The sequence below is a fragment of the Cryobacterium sp. M23 genome, assembly GCF_002929655.1.
Lineage (GTDB): Bacteria > Actinomycetota > Actinomycetes > Actinomycetales > Microbacteriaceae > Cryobacterium > Cryobacterium sandaracinum.
In genome coordinates this window covers 37,267-58,213 of sequence record NZ_PJJV01000056.1, presented here as the reverse complement: position 1 = coordinate 58,213, position 20,947 = coordinate 37,267, and the positions used below count along the sequence as shown (strand labels likewise).

Sequence of the window (20,947 nt, the reverse complement as noted above, 5' to 3'; positions counted from 1 at the left end):
ATGCTCGAGCTGGCCACCATGAACAACCCCATCGAGGTCATCGACGAGGCGGTGATACTCCCCGAACTCGCCGCCGCCTAAGCTAGAACAGCTGACCCGCACGGTGTCGAGAAACTCCACCACTCAGCGGGACGTGACCAATTCTCGTCGATTGGCTTGCGCGCTGATCCTTTGCAACACGTCGAAATATGTGACGGATTATGTGAAGAATTTTGGGTTTCTGGGCGATACGGACGTGATGTCACGTAATCGAACGTTTAGATGACAGGGGTCGAGCATGCACGTCGGATGCATGCGCGTGTCAAAAGCTAATGGTTCGCAGAGCACTGATCTACAACGAGACGCACTCCTGGCCGCCGGCGTCCCTGCAGGGGATCTCTACGAGGACCGGGCATCCGGCAAGAAGAACGGACGGCCACACCTGGCGGCCTGCCTGAAGGCGCTGCGTCATGGTGACACGCTCCTGGTTCAAAAGCTGGACCGGCTCGGCCGAGACCACGATCATCCCGACCTCGGGCCCGGGGCGGCAATCGACACCACCACTGACCGTGCGGGTCGTGGACTACACGATCGACGACGGACGCGACAACCCTGACGCCTACCGGCTGCTGACCACGATCCTTGATCCGGCGGAGGCCTCCGCGGAAGAACTCGCGACCATGTACTCCGAACGATGGGAGATCGAGTCCGTGTCCGACGAGCTGAAGACTCACCAACGCGGGCCGCGCATGGTGATGCGGTCCAAATCCCCCGACCTGGTCAAGCAGGAAATCTGGGGCCACCTCTGCTGCCACTACGCGATCCGCACCCTCGTGGTCGAGGCCGCCCAGCATGCTCACCGCGACCCTGACCGGGTCTCCTTCATCGCCGCACTCCGCATCGCCCGCCGTTCCGTGGCTCAGGGCGCTTTTCCTGCCTCCGCGCCCTGACTACGCCACACCGGTCTGGCGCCATGCGGTAACCGCCCTGATCCGACGGCTGAACCCCGCGCGACGACGGCGTTCGAACCCTCGCGTCATCAAACGCAAGGTCTCAAAATGGCCCGCCAAACGCTTTCACCACGCGCACTGGCCACAACCCCTCCACGAGCCAGAAATCACCACTCAACCGCTTAAATGAACGGTATTGGGCTTGAACTCGAACCACCGGCCGTCGGCTTCAGAGATCCGAAATAACGCCCTTCGAATTGGCACCGCAACCTCGCAGCGAGGGAAGTTTTCACGGTGAGTGCTTTCGTCGCAGAGACCGCCGCCGGGAACACTCTTACCCGGATTGCACAGGACGCCGGATTCGGAAGAACCACGCTTTCTCGGCAATTTAAGGAACATGGAATCCAGCCACCTTCTTGTGGTCGTCGCCCGAAAGACATTTCACGGGAGTTTCCCGTGCGGCACTACGTCGACCAGGGTGAGTCCGCCCGGGAAATTGCAGCGATCCTCGGGATGAGCCCGAGTGCTGTCCTCCGTAGACTCCGTCGGGAAGGCATCCAAACGCGTCCAAGAGGCGGCGCGAGGCTCATACCAGTTCAACTTCGTGCTTCGGACTCGCGGGTGGACTCGCCTTCCGCCGAAGTGTTGGTCGTGACACGCCCCACTCTCGATTCTGGCATCGAGAGACGGGGCATTTCGTAGCAGGCATGGAGCGTCCAAGCGCTAACGATGCAGCGGGTCTAGCTTCTTACAAGTTTCTGCTGCAGTGGATGTTGCATTAGCCGGTGTTCCGACTGGTGGCTGTGGAACGGTCACGATGGATCGAGTTGTGTGTCCTTCCGGATCCTTCTTGGCGCGAGCTCTCCGACACAACAAGATGATTGAGTTGACAACCACCGTGCCCAGGCCAATGACATAGTCAGGGATCCACCAGGCGCTCGACCGGTCCTCCGATCCCGGTGAAGTTGACGCAGCCGCGATGAAGCTTGCGCCCAGCGAAACGAACATCAGAGTTCCACCGGCCGTTAGCACGCCAACTTGAATCCGGTCAGCAGTTAATGTCCATGAAGAAGATGCTTTGACATAGTTTCTGATCAGCTGCGATCTCACTTCGCTGAGGGCGACTTAGTCTGGACCAGAGAGCTTCTCAATCGCAGACGTGAGTCGTTAAATTCGACCTAGACCGACGTTCGGCATGAAGGCGCCACTGACTGAGACGCCTATCGCGACGGCGGCTGTGATTGAAGCCACGATGCTCGGAATTTCCTCAACTGCTGACATGCCATAAGGGTATTGCCGGGTGATCTCACCCCTTGACCACCTGCACGACAAGGTTGAGACACGGTCGAGGATAGTGACGGGTAGACGGGGATTGGCGCGGTGACAGGTGTACAGGATTCGCCGTGATTTCGGCAGTAGCCAATGACAACTGAGTCAGGAACCTACACACCCGCCGCAGCGCGGTCATATTCTCCGGGCGGCACGCGAATCCCACTACGCTACGAACGGGGACGAAAGTGCCGCGCAAGTGTTCGGATCGGTCCGTTCTCGCTCGTGGCCGTTCGCCACGAAGGAGACGCGCGTGAGAGTCGGCATCGGACGAGAACGCCTCCAGGGTGAGCGCCGCGTCGCGGCGACCCCCGAGACAGTGACCCAGCTCACAACCCTTGGACTCGAGGTCCTGGTTGAGTCCGGTGCGGGCGCCCCTTCCGGTCACGGCGACGCCGCCTACACGGATGCCGGTGCCGCCGTTGTGCCGCACCTCACCCCGGGCGACCTCGATGTCTACTGCCACGTGCGCCCCCTCGCCCCGGAGTTCGCGGCTGCTCTCCGCCCCGGCACGATCACGGTCGGCCTGGCGTCGCCGGCCTCCGAGCTGGCCACCGTCGCCGCCCTGGCTGCGGCCGGCGCGACGGCCTTCGCCCTCGAGCTGGTTCCGCGCATCTCGCGCGCCCAGTCGATGGACGCGCTCACTAGCCAATCGCTGGTCTCCGGCTATCGCGTGGTGCTCGAGGCGGCCATCCGATTCCCCCGCTTCTTCCCGCTCTACATGACCGCGGCCGGTACGATTCCGCCGGCTCGAGTGCTCGTGCTCGGGGCCGGCGTGGCCGGACTGCAGGCAATCGCCACGGCCAAGCGCCTTGGTGCCCGGGTCTCGGCCTACGACGTGCGCCCGGCCTCGGCCGATGAGGTCATCTCCATGGGTGGCACCTTCGTCGACCTCGACCTGGACGCCGTCGAGGGTACGGGTGGCTACGCCCGGGAACTGAGCGTAGACCGTGCCGTGCGCCAGCGCGAACTGCTCGCACCCTACGTGGCCGCAGCCGACGTCATGATCACCACGGCGGCCATCCCCGGTCGCGCGGCCCCGCTGCTCGTCACGCACGAGATGGTGGCCGCGATGCGTCCAGGCTCGGTCGTGATCGACCTGGCCGCCGAGACCGGCGGGAACGTCGAGGGTGTTCTCGCCGGTGTGGACACCCTGGTGCCCACCCAGGCCGGTGACGGCTCCGTCACGCTCGTGGGCATGAAGGACGCCCCCTCCACGATGCCGGCGGACGCCTCGCGGCTTTTCGCAAAGAACGTGGCCAACCTGCTCGCTTTGATGACCGTCGACGGCACGGTGACGCCCGACTTCACGGACGAGGTCGTCGCCGGGGCCTGCCTGACGCATGACGGCACCATCCGGCACGAACCCACGGCCGCCGCCGTGGCTGCCGCCGTGGCCGCCGCCGCGACAGGAGAACACTGATGGATCCAATCACCCTGCTGACCGTCGTCGTGCTGGCGGTCTTCGTTGGCTTCGAGGTCGTCTCGAAGGTCTCGAGCACCCTGCACACCCCACTGATGAGCGGGGCGAACGCCATCCACGGCATCATCCTGATCGGCGCCATCATCGTCGCCGGGCAGACCCTGGAGCCGTGGCTGCTCGCGGTCGCCCTGCTCGCCGTGGTGATGGCCACCGCGAATCTCGTCGGCGGCTTCGTCGTGACCGACCGGATGCTCAAAATGTTCGCCCCCCGCAAACCGGCCGGCGCCGGCCCGAAGACCGATCCGAAGGACGCGACGAAATGAGCCTGCTCAGCCCCGAGTGGACCAGCCTGCTCTACCTGATCGCCGCGGTCTGTTTCATCCTGGCCCTGCGCGGGCTCTCCTCGCCGAAGACCGCCCGCCGCGGCAACCTGATCGGGGCCGCCGGCGCGCTGCTGGCCGTGATCACCGTCTTCCTCTCCGCCCGGATCGAGAACATCCCGGCCATCCTCATCGCCATCGCGGTGGGATCGGCGATCGCCGCTCCCATCTCGCGGCGCGTGGAGATGACGCAGATGCCCCAGCTCGTCGCGCTGTTCAACGGCGTCGGCGGCGGTGCCGCGGCACTGGTCGCCATGCTGGAGCTCGGCAGCACCGACATCCCGTGGAGCAAGGTGGCCGTGGTCTTCACGATGCTCATCGGCGCCGTCTCGTTATCCGGCTCCGCGGTCACCGTCGGCAAGCTGCAGGGTCTGATCAGCTCCAGGCCGCTCATCTTCCCGGGCCTCGCGATCGTGATGGGCGGCATCGTGCTGGCCGCCCTTGTGGCCGGAGGCTTTGTCGTCGCCACCGGTGCGGCCGGTTGGGCTATCGGCCTGCTCGTGCTGGGACTGCTCGTCGGGGCGCTGCTCGTGCTCCCCGTCGGCGGGGCCGACGTGCCGATCGTGATTTCCCTGCTCAACGCCTTCACCGGTCTGGCCGTCGCGGCCTCCGGCATCGTTCTCGGCAACCTGCTCCTTGTGGTGGCCGGCACCCTCGTGGGCGCCAGCGGCACGATCCTGACCCGGGCGATGGCATCCGCCATGGGTCGCGGCGTGAACGGAATCCTGTTCGGGGCGTTCAAGGGCGGTTCCACCGCCGGGTCGACCGCCCAGAGCGACCGGCCCGTGCGCAGCTCCAATGCGGAAGACGTCGCCGTGCTGCTCAACTACGCCCAGCGCGTGGTCATCGTGCCCGGCTACGGCCTCGCCGTGGCGCAGGGCCAGCACACCATCGCCGAACTCGCCACCACCCTCGAGGCGCGCGGCGTCGAGGTCGTCTTCGCCATCCACCCGGTGGCCGGGCGCATGCCCGGGCACATGAACGTGCTTCTCGCCGAGGCGAATGTGCCCTATGAGGCGCTCAAGGAGATGGCCGAGGTCAACCCCGAATTCAAGAACACGGATGTCGCCCTCGTCGTCGGCGCCAACGACGTGGTCAACCCGGCCGCGAAGACGTCGCCCGGCTCGCCGATCTACGGCATGCCGATCCTCGACGTCGGTGATGCCCGGCAGGTGGTGTTCCTCAAACGGTCGATGCGTCCCGGTTTCGCCGGCATCGAGAACGAGCTGCTCTACGACCCGAAGACGACGCTGCTGTTCGGCGACGCCAAGGACTCTCTGACGAAGATGCTCGGCGCGGTCAACGCGCTCTGAGTTCGGTGCCCGCCCGGCCCCGGCCCCGGCGCACAGGTCAGGGCGGTAGGGTTCAGTCAGGGACCCGACCCTGACCCCGATCGGGGCGGTTCCGGTGCGAGGGAGAGCCATGACGAGCAGGTGGGCGCGATTTGGTCGCGGCTGGCTGACCGCATCCGTCGCCGTCTTCGTCGCCGCCCTCTCGCACATCGCCGGCGGCGGCAACGCTCCCGGCTGGCTCAGCGTGGGTCTGGCCCTCGCCTTCGCGGGGATCGCGTCCGTACTGTTGGCCGGCACAAGCTTGTCGCTATTGCGTCTCTCCCTCTCCGTCGGGGTCAGCCAGCTTCTGCTGCACGTTCTGTTCGGCCTCGGCGGGGCCTCGAGCGCGACGATGACGAGCACCTCCCATCACGGAGCCGTCACCCCGGCCGACGCGACCCCCCACCTGATGCACGCGGTCGGCGCCCTGCCTGGTGGCTGGATGTGGGTGGCACACGCCCTGGCTGCCCTCGTCACCATCGCCGCCCTGTACCGCGGCGAGAAGACGTTCTGGGCGCTGCTCGAGGAGACGACGATCCGTCTCATCGCGGTCCTGATCGAACGCCTCGCTCCGGCGCAGATCGGAACGGATGCGGCGACGGTGCGCCCTGCTTTCCGCCGGGTCTTCGTTCCGGCCGATCTCGGCGTACTGCTCTCCAGTGTGCTCCGCCGCGGTCCGCCCCTGCGCGCCCTGGCACCGTGAGGCTCTGACCTTCTCACCCGTGCGCTCTGATCCCGATGCGCTGTACCCTGCGCGCGACCCGCTGACCCGCTGAGCCGCTGACCCGCTGAGCCGCTGACACCTGGCCCGAACGATTCCGTTCGACCTCGGTGAGGTCGCCGGCGTCTGCGCACCCGGCCACCGGCACGTCTGTGCCCGGTGAATCTGCCGTCGCACCCCCCCTTCTCTTCCCTCCACGAATCGGAGATTTCAATGATTTTTGCCCTACCGCGACGCCCGGCAGCAGCCGTTTTCCTGACCCTGGCCGTGATCGCTCTGTCCATATTCAGCCCGGTGGCTCCGGCGGCCGACGCGCACGACCAGGTGGCGTTGACCGTTCCGGCCGACGGTGAGAACGTCGACCTCGCTCCCGCCGAGATCGCCATCACGTTCACGGACGACATCCTCGAGGTCGGCGCCATCGTCATGGTTGTCGATACCGAGGAGAAGAACTGGGCAGAGGGCGATATGCGGCTCGACGGGCCGCAGGCCACCCAGCCGGTGGCGGCCGACCTGCCCGACGGTGCCTACGACGTGCGCTGGCGGGTCGTGTCCGCCGACGGTCACCCGGTCTCTGGCGCCTTCGCCTTCACCGTGGGCGCCGCGGCCCAGCCCCGGTCACAGTCGACTGCGGGTGCGACCGCGGCGCCGGACCCGTCCGGCGCCGCGACATCCGCCGCCTCGGAAGAGACCGCCGACGGAACGGGACTCTCTGTGGTCGCGGTGGGTCTCCTCGGTGCCCTCGGTGGACTGGCCGCCGTCGCCCTGTTCATTGCCTGGCGAGCCAGGCGCCGCGGCAACCCGTGAAAAACCTGAAGCACCTGAAGCACCTGACACACCGCATCGTTTCCCGAGCACCCAACGCACCACACCAGGAGAACCCCTCATGAAGCTCAACACCGTTCCCACCCGATTCGTCGTTGCCGCCGCCGCTCTGATGCTGGCCCTCTCGGGCTGCGCCGGCGCGACCGAGGCACCCGCGGCGACGACCGACAGCCCCACCTCGGCCGACACCCTGGCCATGACGGATGCCTGGGTCAAGGCGAGCGAGTCCGGCATGACCGGCGCCTTCGGCCTGCTCGAGAACTCCGGACCCGACGACATCACGGTCGTCTCAGCCGAGACATCCGCAGCCTCGATGATCGAACTTCACGAAACCGTGGCCAACGACGCCGGCGACATGGTCATGCAGGAGAATCCGGATGGCTTCGTGGTGCCGGCCGGCGGCTCCATCGAACTCGTCCCTGGCGGCCGCCACATCATGCTGATGGGGCTCACCGGCCCGCTCGCCGCCGGCGATGCAGCCGCCTTCACCCTCGACCTCGCCGACGGGTCGAGCCTGGACTTCTCGGCCCCGGTGAAGGACTACACCGGGGCCGACGAAACATACGAGGGCGACACCGAAATGGACATGGATACCGACAGCCAGTGAGTTCCCTCACAGAGAATGAACGGAGTGGACCGCCCGAACCGTCCGTGCAGTCGGGCCGCCGGCTCAGCCGGCGCCACCTTCTTCTGGGTGGTGCCGCCGCCGGGATCGGTGCGGCCGGAGCCATGGGCATCGACCTCGTGGCCAAGGCCGGGATCGGCGGCTCTGCCGCTCCATCGGTACCGCTCTTTCGCGGCACCGACGCCGTTCCCTTCTTCGGGGTGCACCAGGCAGGGGTGGACACCGACCCGCAGGCCCGGGTCACGTTCGTGGCGCTCAACCTGCTCGCGCAGATCGACCGGGCCGCGCTGCGGCGGATGATGCGCATCCTGACCGACGATGCCGCCCGGCTCACCCAGGGCGAGGGCGCCCTGGCCGATTCGGAACCCGAGCTGGCCGTCGTGCCGGCCCGGCTGACGGTCACCTTCGGCTTCGGGCCCGGCCTCGTCGCCGTCGCCGGGGGAGAGGCTCCCGGCTGGCTGAGGCCGCTGCCCGCGTTCACGATCGACCGGCTCCAGCCGGAGTGGAACGACGGTGACCTGCTGCTGCAGATCGCCGCCGACGACCCGATGACGGTCGCCCATGCCACCCGGATGCTTCTGAAGGACCTGCGCTCCTTCGCGTCGGTGCGGTGGGTTCAGTCCGGCTTCCGCCGAGCGGCCGGTTCGGAGAAGCCCGGCACCACCATGCGCAACCTGTTCGGCCAGGTGGACGGCACCGCGAACCCGGCCGCCGGAACGGCCGACTTCAATGCCCTGGTCTGGGGCACGGCCTCCGGTCCCGGCTGGCTGGTGGGTGGAACCAGCCTCGTCCTACGCCGGATCAGCATGAACCTCGACACGTGGGATGGGCTCGACCGCTCGGGCCGCGAGTCCGCGGTCGGACGCACTCTCGCCGTCGGGGCGCCGCTCACGGGCACGAAGGAGCGCGACGAGCCCGACTTCACGGCGACGAACGCGCTCGGGTTCCCGGTCATCCCCGAGTACTCCCACCTGCGTCGCGCCCGGTCGGAGGACCGGTCCCAGCGCATCCACCGCCGCGGCTACAACTATGACGACGCGCCTCAGGGTTCCGGCGTCTCCAACTCCGGACTGCTGTTCGCGTGTTTCCAGGCGGATGTCGACGCGCAGTTCGTGCCCATCCAGCAGCGCCTCGACACCCTAGACCTGCTCAACCAGTGGACCACCCCGATCGGTTCCGCGGTGTTCGCGATTCCGCCGGGATGCGCGACGGACGGCTACATCGGCGACACCCTGTTCTGACCGATCTGCGCACCGGGGCCCAGCGGGCGGCCAGGGCCGCCCGCGTAGACTGTATCCGTCTCAACCCGCAATGAAAGAGGTCGCCGCGTGGCGAACGCCCAGGCTCCACACTCCACCACCGGCCGGTACTGGCCGGTGCCGGTGCTGCGGGCCGCCCTCACCCTTGTGCCGGCGGCCGCGATTACCTTCAACGCCGATCATTCGGCGGAATTCGGCCTTCTCGTGTTCGGCGCCTTCGCGCTACTCAGCGGCCTCACGGTGGGTCTGCTCAGCCGGCGCACGCTGGCCGATCCGCGGGAGCGGTCCCTCTTTGTGGTGCAGGGCGCAGTAGGTGTCGCCGCCGGCCTCCTCGCGCTGCTCTTCCACGCGGGCGGGCTCGGTTTCTTCCTCTTCCTGGTCTCGGTCTGGGCGGTGGTGACCGGTTTTCTCGAGCTGTACAGCGGCATCCGTGCGCGTCGGCGCGACCCGGCCGACCGTGACTGGCTGCTGGTCGGCGCCGTCACCGCCCTGCTGGCCGTGATCTTCCTGCTGCTGCCGCCCAACGCAGTGGTGTCGGTCGGCCTGTTCGGCGCCTACCTCGTGATGCTCGGCGTCTACCTCGCCATCGCCGGGTTCTCCCTCAAGTGGTCCGGCACGGATGCCGCCCGCGCCCTCACGGCCTCACCCAACGATTCGGACACCCTGTGACCCAGAACACCCCGCGCACACCCAGCCGTTCCGAGAAGCTCAAGCCGATCGAGCTCGTCGGCTTCTCGGCCGCGATGGCCGTGTTCCTCGGCCTGGTCGTGCTGATGAGCACTCGGGACGTGGTGCTGGCGTTGATCGGCTTCGGCGGCACGTTCATCCTCGTGCTCGTCGTGATCGCGATGCTCGTGCTCGGCATGAAGCCGAACCCGGCCGAGAGGTCCGACCTCGACGAGCAGGACCGCGGCCTCTGAACTGAGGCGCCGCGCGTACTCCGACGCCACGAGCATTCTGACGCCGCGCGTGGGGTGCGCCGCTGCGCAAGTGGCACGCCACCAGCGGAACGGCGCAGCACCCGCGCAGCCGCTAGGTCAGGTAGTCGAGAAGCGGGTCCGCGAGACCCACGTAGCTGCCCGGGGTCAGCTCGAGCAGCCGCGCCTTGGCGGCGTCGCCGATCTCCAGTTCGGTGACGAAGGCCACCAGATCGTCCCGGTTGATCCGCTTGCCCCGGGTGAGTTCCTTGAGCAGGGCGTAGGGGTCCTCGATCGTAGAGCGCCTCGAAGACACCTCGGCGCGGATCACGGTCTGGATCGCCTCGCCGAGGATCTCCCAGTTGGCGTCGAGGTCGCGGGCGAGCATGGCGCGGTCGATGTCGATTTCGCCGAGGCCGCGCAGGATGTTGTCGAGGGCGAGCAGGGAGTGCCCGAAGCCCACGCCGATGTTGCGCTGCGTGGTGGAGTCGGTCAGGTCGCGCTGCAGCCGCGAGGTCACCAGTGTCGCCGCGAGCGAGTCGAGGATCGCGCTGGACAGCTCGAGGTTGGCCTCCGCGTTCTCGAAACGGATGGGGTTGATCTTGTGCGGCATGGTCGATGAGCCGGTGGCCCCGACCTGCGGGATCTGGCGGAAGTAGCCGAGCGAGATGTAGGTCCAGACATCCGTCGCCAGGTTGTGCAGCACCCGGTTCGTATGAGAGACGCGCGAGTAGAGCTCGGCCTGCCAGTCGTGGGGCTCGATCTGGGTGGTCAGCGGGTTCCAGGTGAGCCCGAGGCCCTCGACGAAGCCGCGCGACACGGCCGGCCAGTCGACGGAGGGATCGGCCGCGACGTGGGCGGCGAAGGTGCCGGTGGCACCGCTGAATTTGCCCAGGTACTCGCTGTCCTCGACCTGCTGGGCCAGGCGCTCGAGCCGGTAGACGAAGACCGCGAGCTCCTTGCCCACCGTGGTGGGTGTCGCCGGCTGGCCGTGTGTGCGGGCCAGCATGGAGTCGGCGCGGTATTCGAGGGCGCGCAGGCGCAGGGCGCCGATGACGGCGCGGAATTTGGGCAGCCAGACCTCGCGCACAGCGTCGCTCACGGTCAGCGCGTAGGACAGGTTGTTTATGTCCTCGCTGGTGGCGGCGAAGTGGGTGAGCTCGCTGATGTGGTCGAGGCCCAGCGTGCTCAGGCGGCGGCGCACGAGGTACTCGACGGCTTTCACGTCGTGCCGGGTGGTGGCTTCCAGCACGGCCAACTCGTCGATCTCGGTCTGGCCGAAGTCGGTGACCAGAGCGCGCAGGCCGAGCTTCTGCTCCGCGTTCAGCGGTACGGAGCCGAACAGGCTGCGGTCGGTGAGGGTGATCAGCCACTCCACCTCGACCTGCACCCGGGCCCGATTGAGGCCTGCCTCGGATAGGTACTCGCCCAGTTCGGTGACGGCGGCGCGGTAGCGGCCATCGAGTGGGCTGAGGACCTGGGGCGGTAACGGACTCATCGGACTCCCTGTCGGATTGCGGGTGCAAGTTGCGCGAAGAGCGCTTCATTTGCGCTTTCAATCATGCCAAGAACCGTGTCAAAGAAAGCATCGTCGGAATAGTAGGGGTCGGGAACGTCCAGCAGGGCAGCCTGGGCCGCATCGAAACTGAGCAGCAGGCGTACCTTGCTGCGGTCACGCTCGGTCGTGGCCCAGTTGCGCAGGATGCGTTCCTGCGCGCGGTCGAGCACCACGACGAGGTCGAGGTCGGCAAACCACTCGGGGTCGAACTGGCGGGCCCGATGATGCCTGCCGTCGTAGCCGCGGGTGGCCAGGGCGGCGATCGTGCGCTGATCCGCCTGCTCGCCGACATGCCAGTCGCCGGTGCCGGCGGAGCTGGTGGTGATCAAACGACCCAGGCCGGAGCGCGTGATCAGGTCGCGAAGCATGACTTCGGCCATCGGCGAACGGCAGATGTTTCCGGTGCAGACGAAAATAATGCGGAACGGTGTCGACTCATCGGGTGTGATCGACACAATGTCCATCTCCCCATTGTGTTGCACCCGGCCCCCTCCCCAGCCGCCGTCGTGCGGCATGTTCCGTGAACTCTCGGATTCGCAGCGACCACGTCTGCCGGGGGTGGCACGCTCACTGGCAGCGAATCCGCAGCGCGCAGAAGGGCGGAGATGGAGATTCCGGGCGGCACCAGCTCGACTTGCACGATCGTGACTCATTACGCGCTGGAGGCGCGCCTCGACGAACTTCGGCAGCGACGGATGCTGCTGCGCCTGCTGCGCGACGACGTCGACATGGCGGCGGGCCGGCTCACGGCTGGCGACCTGACCGGCTCGTGGCGCTCAGAGGCCCAGCGGAGCTACGACCGTCAGCGCAGCGACCTCGCCGGCGAGCTCCGCCGAGCCGCCGGGCTCCTCGACGCCGCCCTCACCGAGGTGGTGGCTGCGATCGATCAGGGCGGGGCTGCTCTGGCCGAGGCCCGGGCGCCGGTCCCGGCCCTGGCACCCGGCCCGGCTCCAGCCCGGGCGGTGCGATGACGGGGGAGCAGCCTGGCGGCCCCGGCGACACCCTGATCGTGTCCGGCGGCGGGAGCACGCTCGTCGCCACCGACACGCTGCTGGCCGAGGCGGCGCGGCTGCGGCTGCTTCAGGGTGACGCCGAGGACTGGCTGGTGCGGGTGGCGCGCATCCAGGCACTGGATTCCGACCAGCCCCTCGGTCCGGTGATGAGCCTGCCCAACGCCGGGATGAACGTGTTCGCGGCCCGCTCCGCCCTGGAGCGAGTCGCGGAGCGCAGCCAGACCCTCGCCGACGCTCTTATCGCGGCGGCGGAGGGCTACGGCAGGGCCGAGCGCGTGCGGGACTGGGGAGCAAGCCTCTCCGGGGCCTGGCTGGGCTCCGCCCTCGGGCTGCTGGCACCTCTTTTGGCCCTGGCGGCCGTGCCCGGACTCACGGTCGGCGTGGTGGGGTTGGTGCTCGGCGGTCTGCTCACCGGCCGGCGTCCGGGAGACGCGCCCGCCGAGATCGGCGCCTGGGTCCACGCGCATCCGCGGGCCCTGACCAACCCGGTCCTGGTCGAGGCGGTGCGGGTGATCGTCTCCTCGGCCGACGACGCGGCCACCGGTCGTGCCGGGGTGCCGTTCCCGGTGTCACTGGCCCTCGGCGACGAGGGCCTCGGCCTGCTCGGTGTCACGACGACCGCGGCGGGCCTGGTCGGGCTCGCCCGCCCCCTCGGCCTGCTGCGCGAGACTCCCGTGTCGGTGGAGCGGCTCGACGGTGGGACCCGCCCCCTCGGCACGCCGCCTGCGGGTGCCGTGCGGCCCGGCGCCGCTCTCCCCGGCCGGCCCGTCGCTCCGCCGGCCGGCTTCGAGGACCTGGCTGCCCGCATCCCCTCGGTGTCGGAGGACGCCCCGCAGGTGCGCATCGAGCGTTATGGCGGTCCGGACGACGCATCCTGGGTGGTCTACATCGGCGGCACCGCGGCGTGGAGCCCGGTCGCCGGGGAACAACCGTGGGACCTCACCTCCAACCTCGTCGCCCTCGCCGACCAGGGCTCCGGCTCCTATCGGGCGGTCGTCGATGCCATGCGGGAGGCCGGGGTGGCGCCGGGCGACCCGGTGGTTCCGGTGGGTCACTCGCAGGGCGGGTTGATCGCGGCGCAGCTAGCGGCGTCCGGGGACTTCAACACCGTCGCGGTGGCGACCTTTGGGGGACTCACCGCCCAAGTGGCCCTGCCCGCAGACGTGGAGGCCGTCATGGTCGAGCACACCGACGACCTTGTCCCTGCCCTGGGGGGAACGGCCACCGGCGACGATGAGCGCCTGGTGGTGCGCCGCGAGGTGTTCGCTGAGGCGGAGGTGCCGGTCGACCGGCCGCTGCCGGCTCACGCCCTCACCGCCTACCGGGACACCGGGCGGCTCATGGACGGCTCCGAGGAACCACGATTGCAGGAGTTCCGGGAGACCCTCGGGAAGATCCTCGGCACGGAAGCCGGCGAGTCCTCCCGGTGGCGGGGCTTCCGCCTGGCCGACGGCTGACCCGACGGCTGACCCGACGGCTGACCCGACGGCTGGAGATCGCTACGAGCGGGGGGTGACCGGTCGGATCAGCACGCCGAGAATCCAGCTGATGATGCCCAGCACGAGTGCGCCGAGCACACCCCACCAGAAATCGTCCACCACGAGCCCGAAGCCGACCAGGCCCGAGAACCAGGCCACGATCATCAGCAGGAAACCATTCACGATCAAGGAAATCAGGCCGAGCGTGAGGATGTAGACCGGGAACGCGACAACCCGCACGAAGCCGCCGATCACACTGTTGACGAGGCCGAAGACCAGCGCGACCAACAGATAGGTGGCGATCAGGGCGGTCGTGCCCTCGGCGAACGGATCGACCCGCACCCCGCTGACGAGCAGGGTCGTGAGCCACAGGGCGACGGAGTTGAGGATCAGCTTGATCAGGAATCTGGCCATGACTCCACTATGGCATCGCCGGTGACTGGTCGCACGGATGGGCCAGCCCGGGGCCTAACCATGCGGCCACGTGAATATGCCGCGGCGTAGAATCGCCGAGTGAGCCCATCAGACCCGCCCTCGGTCCGCCTGCGCCCCGAGATTGTCGCCCTCCCGGCCTATCGGCAGGGTCAAGCTGCCGCAGCCAGTGCGTTCAAACTCTCGAGCAACGAGAACCCCTTCGATCCGCTGCCCGGCGTCATCGCCGCCGTGAACGCCGAGACCGCGTACAACCGGTACCCGGATGCCTCGGCGCTGGCCCTGCGCGAACGGCTGGCCACGCAGTTCGGCCTGAGCGTCGACGAGGTGCACATCGGTGCCGGCTCCGTGGCCCTCCTGGCCCAGCTCATCCTCGCCGCCGCGGGACCGGGTGACGAGGTGCTCTACTCGTGGCGCTCCTTCGAGGCCTACCCCGGCCTGGTCACCGTCGCCGGTGCCACGAGCGTGCAGGTTCCGAACCGGGCCGACCATGGCCACGACCTGCCCGAGATGGCCACCCGCATCACGGACCATACCCGCGTCGTCATCATCTGCAGTCCGAACAATCCGACCGGGACCGCCGTCACGGGCGACGAGTTCGAATCGTTCATGGCCGTCGTCCCGCCGGACCTCCTCGTCATCCTCGATGAGGCCTACTGCGAGTTCGTCACCGACCCCGAGGCGGTCACCGGCCTGCCACTGCTGTCCCGGTTCCCGAACCTGGTCGTGCTGCGCACTTTCTCCAAGGCCTACGGCCTGGCCGGCCTGCGCGTCGGCTACGCCCTCGGTCCCGTCGCCGTGCTCGATGCGGCGAGGTCCACCGCGATCCCGCTCTCGGTCACAGGTGTTGCCGGTGCGGCCGCGATCGCCTCTCTCGACGCCGCCGACCAGCTGCTGCGGCGGGTGCGTGCCCTGACCGAGCGGCGCGACCGGATCTGGCGCCTGCTGAGCGAGCAGGGCTGGAACATTCCGGTGCCTCAGGGAAACTTCGTCTGGCTGCCCACCGCCGAGGACACCGCCGACATCGCCGATGTCCTGTCGGCCGTCGGCCTGATCGTGCGCCCGTTCCCCGAGGGCATCCGAATTTCGATCGGTGAGGAAGAATCCGTGGAGAAGCTCCTGGGTATTTGCGCCGACATTGTTGACGATCTACCAACGGGGCACCCAGCCCGGAAGCTAGGTTAGTACGGTGTCAGCGACCCCGAGTGCCTCTCCCACGGTGCGAATGCTCTCCCCGGAGGGTGTCTTCGCCCCGAGCGATTCCGCGGCCGAGTTCCTGCCCTACCTCGATCGACTGACCGAGGCCGACCATCGGCGGTTCTACCGCGACATGGTGGTGGTGCGCCGGTTCGACACCGAGGCTGCGAACCTGCAGCGGCAGGGCCAGCTGGCCCTCTGGGTGCCCAGCCACGGCCAGGAGGCCGCCCAGGTCGGCTCCGCCTACGCAACCCGGCCGCAGGACCACGTGTTCCCGTCCTATCGCGAGCACGTCGTCGGCATGATCCGCGGACTCGACCCCGTCGATATCCTGCGGATGCTGCGCGGCGTCACCCTCGGCGGCTGGACCCCCGAGGACCACGGCAACTTCCACCTGTACACCCTGGTGCTGGCCTCGCAGACCCTGCACGCCACGGGCTACGCGATGGGCATGCAGCTCGACGGCGCGACCGCGACCGGCAATCCCGAGACCGACCAGGCCGTCATCGTGTACTACGGCGATGGAGCTTCGTCGCAGGGCGACGCCAACGAGGCGCTCGTCTTCGCCGCCAGCTACCAGACCCCGCAGGTCTTCTTCCTGCAGAACAACCACTGGGCCATCTCGGTTCCCGTGACCCGGCAGTCCCGCACTCCGCTCTACCTGCGTGCCGCCGGCTTCGGCATGCCCGGCACCCAGATCGACGGCAACGACGTGCTCGCCAGTTTCGCGGTGACGGCCAAGCACCTCGACGACGCCCGCGCCGGCCACGGCCCCGCCCTGATCGAGGCCCTGACCTACCGAGTCGGTGCCCACACCACGGCCGACGACCCCACCAAGTACCGCGACCCGGAGCAGCTGGCCTACTGGGTGGCCCGCGACCCGATCGTGCGCTTCCGCAGCTACCTGCAGGGACTGGGCGTCGAGCAGGAGTTCCTCGACGCCGTCGACGAGGAGGCCGACGACTACGCCGCGGATGTGCGCCGCCGGGCCCTCGACATCCACTCCCCGGAGAAGGCCGTCATCTTCGACAACGTCTACGCCGAACCCCACCCGCTGATCCAGGAACAGAAGGCCTGGCTCGACCACTACGAGGCATCCTTCGAAGGAGGCGACGCGTGAGCGACACGATCGTGACGAGCACCACCGGCCTCGCCACACCGACCACCGCGATGCCGACCCCGGGACACCCGGCCGCCGCCAAGCGGGCTATTCCCGGAACCGGAACGGCGAACCTGCCCATGACGAAGGCCCTCAACGCGGGCCTGCGCCAGGCCATGCGCGACAACCCCCGGGTGCTGATGATGGGCGAGGACATCGGCCCGCTGGGCGGGGTCTTCCGCGTCACCGAGGGTCTGATCGCCGAATTCGGCGACAAGCGCGTGCTCGACACCCCGCTGGCCGAGTCCGGCATCATCGGTACGGCCATCGGCCTGGCCCTGCGCGGCTACCGCCCGGTCTGCGAGATCCAGTTCGACGGGTTCGTCTTCCCCGGCTTTGACCAGATCACCAGCCAGCTGGCGCGGATGCGCAACCGGCACGAGGGTGAGGTCTCCATGCCCGTCGTGATCCGCATCCCCTACGGCGGCCACATCGGGTCGATCGAGCACCACCAGGAGAGCCCGGAGACGTACTTCGCGCACACGCCGGGCCTGCGCGTGGTCAGCCCGTCGAACCCGCACGACGCCTACTGGATGTTGCAGGAGGCCATCGCCTCCGACGACCCGGTCATCTTCTTCGAGCCCAAGAGCCGCTACTGGCCCAAGGGTGAGGTGAACCTTGCCGAGAGCGGCACGCCCCTGCACGCCAGCCGCGTGGTACGCAGCGGCACGGATGCGACGGTCGTCGGCCACGGCGCCATGGTCAGCGTCCTGCTGCAGGCGGCGGATCTCGCGGCGGCGGAGGGAACCAGCGTCGAGGTCATCGACCTGCGTTCAATCTCGCCGATCGACTACGGTCCCATCCTCGCGTCGGTCGAGAAGACCGGGCATCTGGTCGTCGCCCAGGAGGCCCACGGCTTCGTCAGCGTCGGATCGGAGATCGCCGCGACCGTCACGGAGAAGGCCTTCTACCTGCTCGAGGCTCCCGTGCTGCGCGTCTCCGGTTTCGACACCCCGTTCCCGCCGGCCGCCGTCGAGACGCACTTCCTGCCCAGCCCGGACCGCGTGCTCGAGGCCGTCGACCGCGCCCTCTCCTACTGATATGAGTCGCACCAGGGCTTCTCGCCTCACCAATCGCAAGGAGCGTACTCGATGAGCGTGTCGAAATTCACACTGCCCGACGTCGGCGAGGGTCTCACCGAGGCCGAAATCGTGGAGTGGAAGGTGGCGCCCGGCGACACCGTGTCGATCAACCAGGTGCTGGTCGAGATCGAGACCGCGAAGTCGCTCGTCGAGCTGCCGTCGCCGTACGTCGGCGTGGTCGGGGAGATCCTGGTGAAACCCGGCACGACCGTCGACGTCGGAACGGTCATCATCACCATCGTGGCCGAGACCGTCGCCGTCGCGTCTGCGTCGAGCAGTGCGATCGCGAACGGCGCGGGCGAGCTGGCCAGCGCGGCAGCGGATGCCGGCTCCACCATCACGGACGAGCCGGCCGAGACGCCGGGCGCGGTCCTGGTCGGGCGCGGCGCCGCGGCGACCATGCCCACCCGGCGCAAGCGCCACGGGGTCACCCCCGTCGCCCACGAGTCGATCGCGCCGCCGCCCGTGCACCCCACGCGCCCGGCCACTTCGCAGCTCCCGCAGCTGCCGCGCGCGGCATCCGCGGGCCCCGTCGTCGCCAAGCCGCCGATCCGCAAGCTGGCCAAGGACCTCGGTGTGGACTTGTCCCTGGTCGAGGCGACCGGCCCGGTCGGCGACGTCACCCGCGAGGACGTGCTGCGGGAGGCCACCCAGGCCAGCGTGTTCCGCAACATCCAGACGCCGGAATGGCCCAGCGACCGTGAGGAGCGCGTCCCGGTCAAAGGCGTGCGCAAGGCCATCGCCCAGGCCATGGCCTCCAGCGCCTTCACCGCACCGCACGTGAGCCTCTTTGTCGACGTGGACGCCACCCGCACCATGGAGTTCGTCAAGCGGCTCAAGGCGTCCACCGACTTCGCGGGCGTGCGCGTGTCCCCGATGCTGATCATGGCCAAAGCCATGATCTGGGCCGTGCGGCGCAACCCCACGGTCAACTCGGTTTTCACCGACGAGGAAATCGTGATCAAGCACTACGTGAACCTGGGCATCGCCGCGGCCACCCCCCGTGGGCTCATCGTGCCCAATGTGAAGGAAGCGCAGGACATGAGCCTGCTTGAACTGGCCCGCGCCCTTGAGAAGCTCACGCTCACCGCGCGGGACGGCAAGACCTCGCCGGCGGAGATGTCGAACGGCACGATCACGATCACCAATATCGGTGTCTTCGGCATGGATACCGGCACGCCCATCCTCAACTCCGGCGAGGCCGGCATCGTGGCCCTCGGAACGATCAAGCCCAAACCGTGGGTCGTCGACGGCGAGGTGCGGGTGCGTCAGGTGACGACCATCGGCGCGAGCTTCGACCATCGCGTGGTCGATGGGGATGTCGCGAGCCGCTTCCTGGCGGATGTCGCGAGCATCATCGAGGAGCCCGCGCTGCTACTCGAGTAAGGTCCCGGAGGAGATCCCGGCGGCAGCCCTTATTGGTGTTGACAATCATTATCATTAGGCGTAACGTCGGCCCTGTGATCAACAATCGATTCGTCCTCACCGCCCTCACCGCCCTGGCCGCCGTTGCCGCGCTGACCCTGGCCGGCTGCACTCCGACCGGCGGTTCGGCGGATGGCGCCGCCGCCGGCGACCTCAAGGTGGTCGCGACGACCACCCAGGTGGCGGACCTCACCCGCAACGTCGTCGGCGACACCGCGGGCGTAGTAGTGACCCAGCTCATCCAGCCCAACCAGAGCGCGCACAGCTATGACCCGTCCGTGGCCGACTTGACGGCCCTCGGTGAGGCCGATGTGCTCGTGATCAATGGGGTCGGCCTCGAGGAGTGGCTCGACGACGCAATCAGCGCCAGCGGCTTCGACGGCGTGACGATCGACTCCGACGAGGGCATCGAGATCCAGGACATCGCAGCCAGCGAAGAGGACCACGCCGACGACAAGGCCGCGACGGATGGCGCCGAGCACTCCCACCAGGGCGGCAACCCGCACATTTGGACCGACGTGTCCAATGCCGAGACCATGGCCGTCACCATCGTCACGGGCCTCAGTGATGCCCAGCCGGACCTGGCCCCGGACTTCGAGGCCAACGCGACCGCCTACACCGGCCGGCTGGCCGAGCTCGACGACTGGATCCGTACCAACATCGACGCCGTGCCCGCCGAGCAGCGCCTGCTCGTGAGCAACCACGACGCATTCGGCTACTTCACCGAGGCCTACGGCATCACCTACGTCGGCTCCATCGTCCCGAGCTTCGACGACAACGCCGAGCCCAGCGCCGCCGCGATCGACGAACTCGTCGCCGCCATCACGGCCACCGGGGTCAAGGCGGTATTCTCCGAGGCCTCGATCAGCCCGAAGGCCGCCGACACCATCGCCGGCGAGGCCGGCGTCATCGTGTACTCGGGAGAGGATGCGCTCTACAGCGACTCCCTCGGTGCGCGGCACAGTGACGGCGCCACCTACATCAGTTCGCAGCTGCACAACGTCGGCCTGATCCTCGAATCCTGGGGAGCCGAGCCCACCGCGGTGCCCGCAGACCTGCGATAGTTAGTCAGTGATCGAGAACCCTTCTCAAGTACGGCCGAGCGTGCCTGTCGCGCTCAAGGTGGCGGGCGCCTCCTTTTCCTACGGCCAGAGCCCTGCCCTGGCCGACATCGACTTCGAGGTGCACGCCGGCGAGGCCGTGGCGCTGATCGGGCCCAACGGGTCCGGCAAGTCCACGCTGCTCAAGGGCATCCTCGGTCTGATCCAGCGCGTGAGCGGTACCGTCGAGGTGCTGGGAGCGGCAGCGGCCCCGGCCGGATCCATCGGCTACGTGCCGCAGGCCGACGAGATCGACCAGCAGTTCCCGGTCACGCTCGAGCAGGTCGTCATGATGGGGCGCTACCGCTCGCTAGGCTGGCTGCGCCTGCCCGGTAAGCGCGACCGTCAGGCCGTGGCCCGTGCACTCGACGCGGTGGGCCTCGCGCATCGCGCGAAAACCCGCTTCGGGGAACTCTCCGGCGGCCAGCAGCAGCGCGGACTGCTCGCGCGGGCCGTGGCCGCGGGGCCCCGCCTGCTGCTGCTCGATGAGCCGTTCAACGGCCTCGACCAGCAGAATCGGGACGCGCTCGTGGGCACCGTCAAGCGTTTGAAGGAGGAGGGGGTGGCCGTGGTCGTCTCCACCCACGACCTCCAGCTCGCCCGCGAGGTCTGCGAACAGGTGTTGCTGCTCAATGGCGCCCAGGTGGCGTTCGGGCCGCGCGAGTCGGTGCTGATCCTGGAGAACGTGCAACGCACGTTCCGAGAGGTCGGCGTGGAGATCGACGAGCACACCGTAGTTGTGCCCGGGCACACCGGTCACTGAG

The 20,947-nt window shown here is 68.3% G+C and carries 20 protein-coding genes and 2 pseudogenes; 19 read left to right on the top strand and 3 right to left on the bottom strand.

What is annotated here, in order from left to right; genetic code table 11:
* Positions 1 to 277: 277 nt before the first annotated feature.
* The 11 genes and pseudogenes from CXY82_RS04405 to CXY82_RS04350 form a co-directional block, all read left to right on the top strand.
* Positions 278 to 544: pseudogene (locus CXY82_RS04405) on the top strand (recombinase family protein); the annotation flags it as partial.
* A pseudogene (locus CXY82_RS04400) lies at positions 540 to 929 on the top strand (transposase); the annotation flags it as partial. The pseudogenes CXY82_RS04405 and CXY82_RS04400, both read left to right, overlap by 5 nt.
* Before the next feature lie 1,582 nt (positions 930 to 2,511).
* Positions 2,512 to 3,681, top strand: coding sequence for an NAD(P) transhydrogenase subunit alpha (locus CXY82_RS04390; RefSeq protein WP_104169850.1), 1,170 nt, complete (start codon positions 2,512 to 2,514; stop codon positions 3,679 to 3,681).
* Entirely contained in the window at positions 3,681 to 4,004 is a 324-nt protein-coding gene (locus CXY82_RS04385) for an NAD(P) transhydrogenase subunit alpha (protein ID WP_104099771.1), read from the top strand. The genes CXY82_RS04390 and CXY82_RS04385 overlap by 1 nt, the downstream gene beginning before the upstream one ends.
* A complete protein-coding gene (locus tag CXY82_RS04380) occupies positions 4,001 to 5,374 on the top strand; it encodes an NAD(P)(+) transhydrogenase (Re/Si-specific) subunit beta (RefSeq protein WP_104169842.1) in 1,374 nt (457 codons plus the stop codon). Before CXY82_RS04385 ends, CXY82_RS04380 begins: the two co-directional genes overlap by 4 nt.
* A gap of 109 nt (positions 5,375 to 5,483) precedes the next feature.
* Positions 5,484 to 6,095, top strand: a complete 612-nt coding sequence (locus tag CXY82_RS04375; RefSeq protein ID WP_104169841.1) for a hypothetical protein — start codon at positions 5,484 to 5,486, stop codon at positions 6,093 to 6,095.
* A gap of 231 nt (positions 6,096 to 6,326) precedes the next feature.
* Positions 6,327 to 6,920, top strand: a complete 594-nt coding sequence (locus CXY82_RS04370) for a copper resistance protein CopC (protein ID WP_104169840.1) — start codon at positions 6,327 to 6,329, stop codon at positions 6,918 to 6,920.
* A gap of 79 nt (positions 6,921 to 6,999) precedes the next feature.
* Positions 7,000 to 7,545, top strand: coding sequence for a copper chaperone PCu(A)C (locus CXY82_RS04365; RefSeq protein ID WP_104169839.1), 546 nt, complete (start codon positions 7,000 to 7,002; stop codon positions 7,543 to 7,545).
* Positions 7,542 to 8,804: a Dyp-type peroxidase gene (locus CXY82_RS04360; protein WP_233194113.1), complete on the top strand. Its 1,263-nt coding sequence runs from the start codon at positions 7,542 to 7,544 to the stop codon at positions 8,802 to 8,804. The genes CXY82_RS04365 and CXY82_RS04360 overlap by 4 nt, the downstream gene beginning before the upstream one ends.
* A gap of 87 nt (positions 8,805 to 8,891) precedes the next feature.
* Entirely contained in the window at positions 8,892 to 9,491 is a 600-nt protein-coding gene (locus CXY82_RS04355; RefSeq protein ID WP_104169838.1) for an HdeD family acid-resistance protein, read from the top strand.
* Positions 9,488 to 9,742 (top strand): hypothetical protein, encoded by a 255-nt coding sequence (locus CXY82_RS04350; protein ID WP_104169837.1) that lies wholly within the window; start codon positions 9,488 to 9,490, stop codon positions 9,740 to 9,742. Before CXY82_RS04355 ends, CXY82_RS04350 begins: the two co-directional genes overlap by 4 nt.
* A 112-nt stretch (positions 9,743 to 9,854) precedes the next feature.
* On the opposite strand, the gene purB is transcribed toward CXY82_RS04350, so the two are convergent.
* Both purB and CXY82_RS04340 read right to left on the bottom strand, forming a co-directional pair.
* Positions 9,855 to 11,237, bottom strand: a complete 1,383-nt coding sequence (gene purB / locus CXY82_RS04345; protein WP_104169836.1) for an adenylosuccinate lyase — start codon at positions 11,235 to 11,237, stop codon at positions 9,855 to 9,857.
* A complete protein-coding gene (locus tag CXY82_RS04340) occupies positions 11,234 to 11,761 on the bottom strand; it encodes a low molecular weight protein-tyrosine-phosphatase (protein ID WP_104099783.1) in 528 nt (175 codons plus the stop codon). The genes purB and CXY82_RS04340 overlap by 4 nt, the downstream gene beginning before the upstream one ends.
* 141 nt (positions 11,762 to 11,902) lie before the next feature.
* Between CXY82_RS04340 and CXY82_RS04335 the strand changes: the two genes are divergently transcribed.
* Both CXY82_RS04335 and CXY82_RS04330 read left to right on the top strand, forming a co-directional pair.
* On the top strand, positions 11,903 to 12,268 hold the full coding sequence (locus tag CXY82_RS04335; protein WP_104169835.1) for a hypothetical protein: 366 nt from the start codon (positions 11,903 to 11,905) through the stop codon (positions 12,266 to 12,268).
* Complete coding sequence (locus CXY82_RS04330) at positions 12,265 to 13,767, top strand: hypothetical protein (RefSeq protein WP_104169834.1); 1,503 nt, start codon at positions 12,265 to 12,267, stop codon at positions 13,765 to 13,767. The genes CXY82_RS04335 and CXY82_RS04330 overlap by 4 nt, the downstream gene beginning before the upstream one ends.
* 42 nt (positions 13,768 to 13,809) lie before the next feature.
* Here CXY82_RS04330 and CXY82_RS04325 read toward each other — a convergent pair whose 3' ends face one another.
* Entirely contained in the window at positions 13,810 to 14,202 is a 393-nt protein-coding gene (locus CXY82_RS04325) for a phage holin family protein (protein ID WP_104099761.1), read from the bottom strand.
* A 99-nt stretch (positions 14,203 to 14,301) separates the two neighbouring features.
* On the opposite strand from CXY82_RS04325, the gene CXY82_RS04320 reads away from it, so the two are divergent.
* The 6 genes from CXY82_RS04320 (at position 14,302) to CXY82_RS04295 (ending at position 20,946) form a co-directional block, all read left to right on the top strand.
* On the top strand, positions 14,302 to 15,405 hold the full coding sequence (locus CXY82_RS04320) for a histidinol-phosphate transaminase (protein ID WP_104169833.1): 1,104 nt from the start codon (positions 14,302 to 14,304) through the stop codon (positions 15,403 to 15,405).
* A 40-nt stretch (positions 15,406 to 15,445) separates the two neighbouring features.
* Positions 15,446 to 16,537 carry a thiamine pyrophosphate-dependent dehydrogenase E1 component subunit alpha gene (locus CXY82_RS04315; protein ID WP_104169832.1) on the top strand — a complete coding sequence of 364 codons (1,092 nt, stop codon included), beginning with the start codon at positions 15,446 to 15,448 and terminating at the stop codon, positions 16,535 to 16,537.
* A 119-nt stretch (positions 16,538 to 16,656) separates the two neighbouring features.
* The gene (locus tag CXY82_RS04310) at positions 16,657 to 17,616 is read left to right on the top strand and encodes an alpha-ketoacid dehydrogenase subunit beta (RefSeq protein WP_233194121.1); all 960 of its coding nucleotides are present in this window, start codon (positions 16,657 to 16,659) and stop codon (positions 17,614 to 17,616) included.
* A gap of 51 nt (positions 17,617 to 17,667) precedes the next feature.
* Positions 17,668 to 19,044 carry a dihydrolipoamide acetyltransferase family protein gene (locus CXY82_RS04305; protein WP_104099758.1) on the top strand — a complete coding sequence of 459 codons (1,377 nt, stop codon included), beginning with the start codon at positions 17,668 to 17,670 and terminating at the stop codon, positions 19,042 to 19,044.
* Positions 19,045 to 19,118: 74 nt separating this feature from the next.
* Positions 19,119 to 20,147 (top strand): metal ABC transporter substrate-binding protein, encoded by a 1,029-nt coding sequence (locus tag CXY82_RS04300; protein WP_104169831.1) that lies wholly within the window; start codon positions 19,119 to 19,121, stop codon positions 20,145 to 20,147.
* 40 nt (positions 20,148 to 20,187) lie between these two features.
* On the top strand, positions 20,188 to 20,946 hold the full coding sequence (locus tag CXY82_RS04295; protein WP_158252046.1) for a metal ABC transporter ATP-binding protein: 759 nt from the start codon (positions 20,188 to 20,190) through the stop codon (positions 20,944 to 20,946).
* Position 20,947 lies beyond the last annotated feature (1 nt).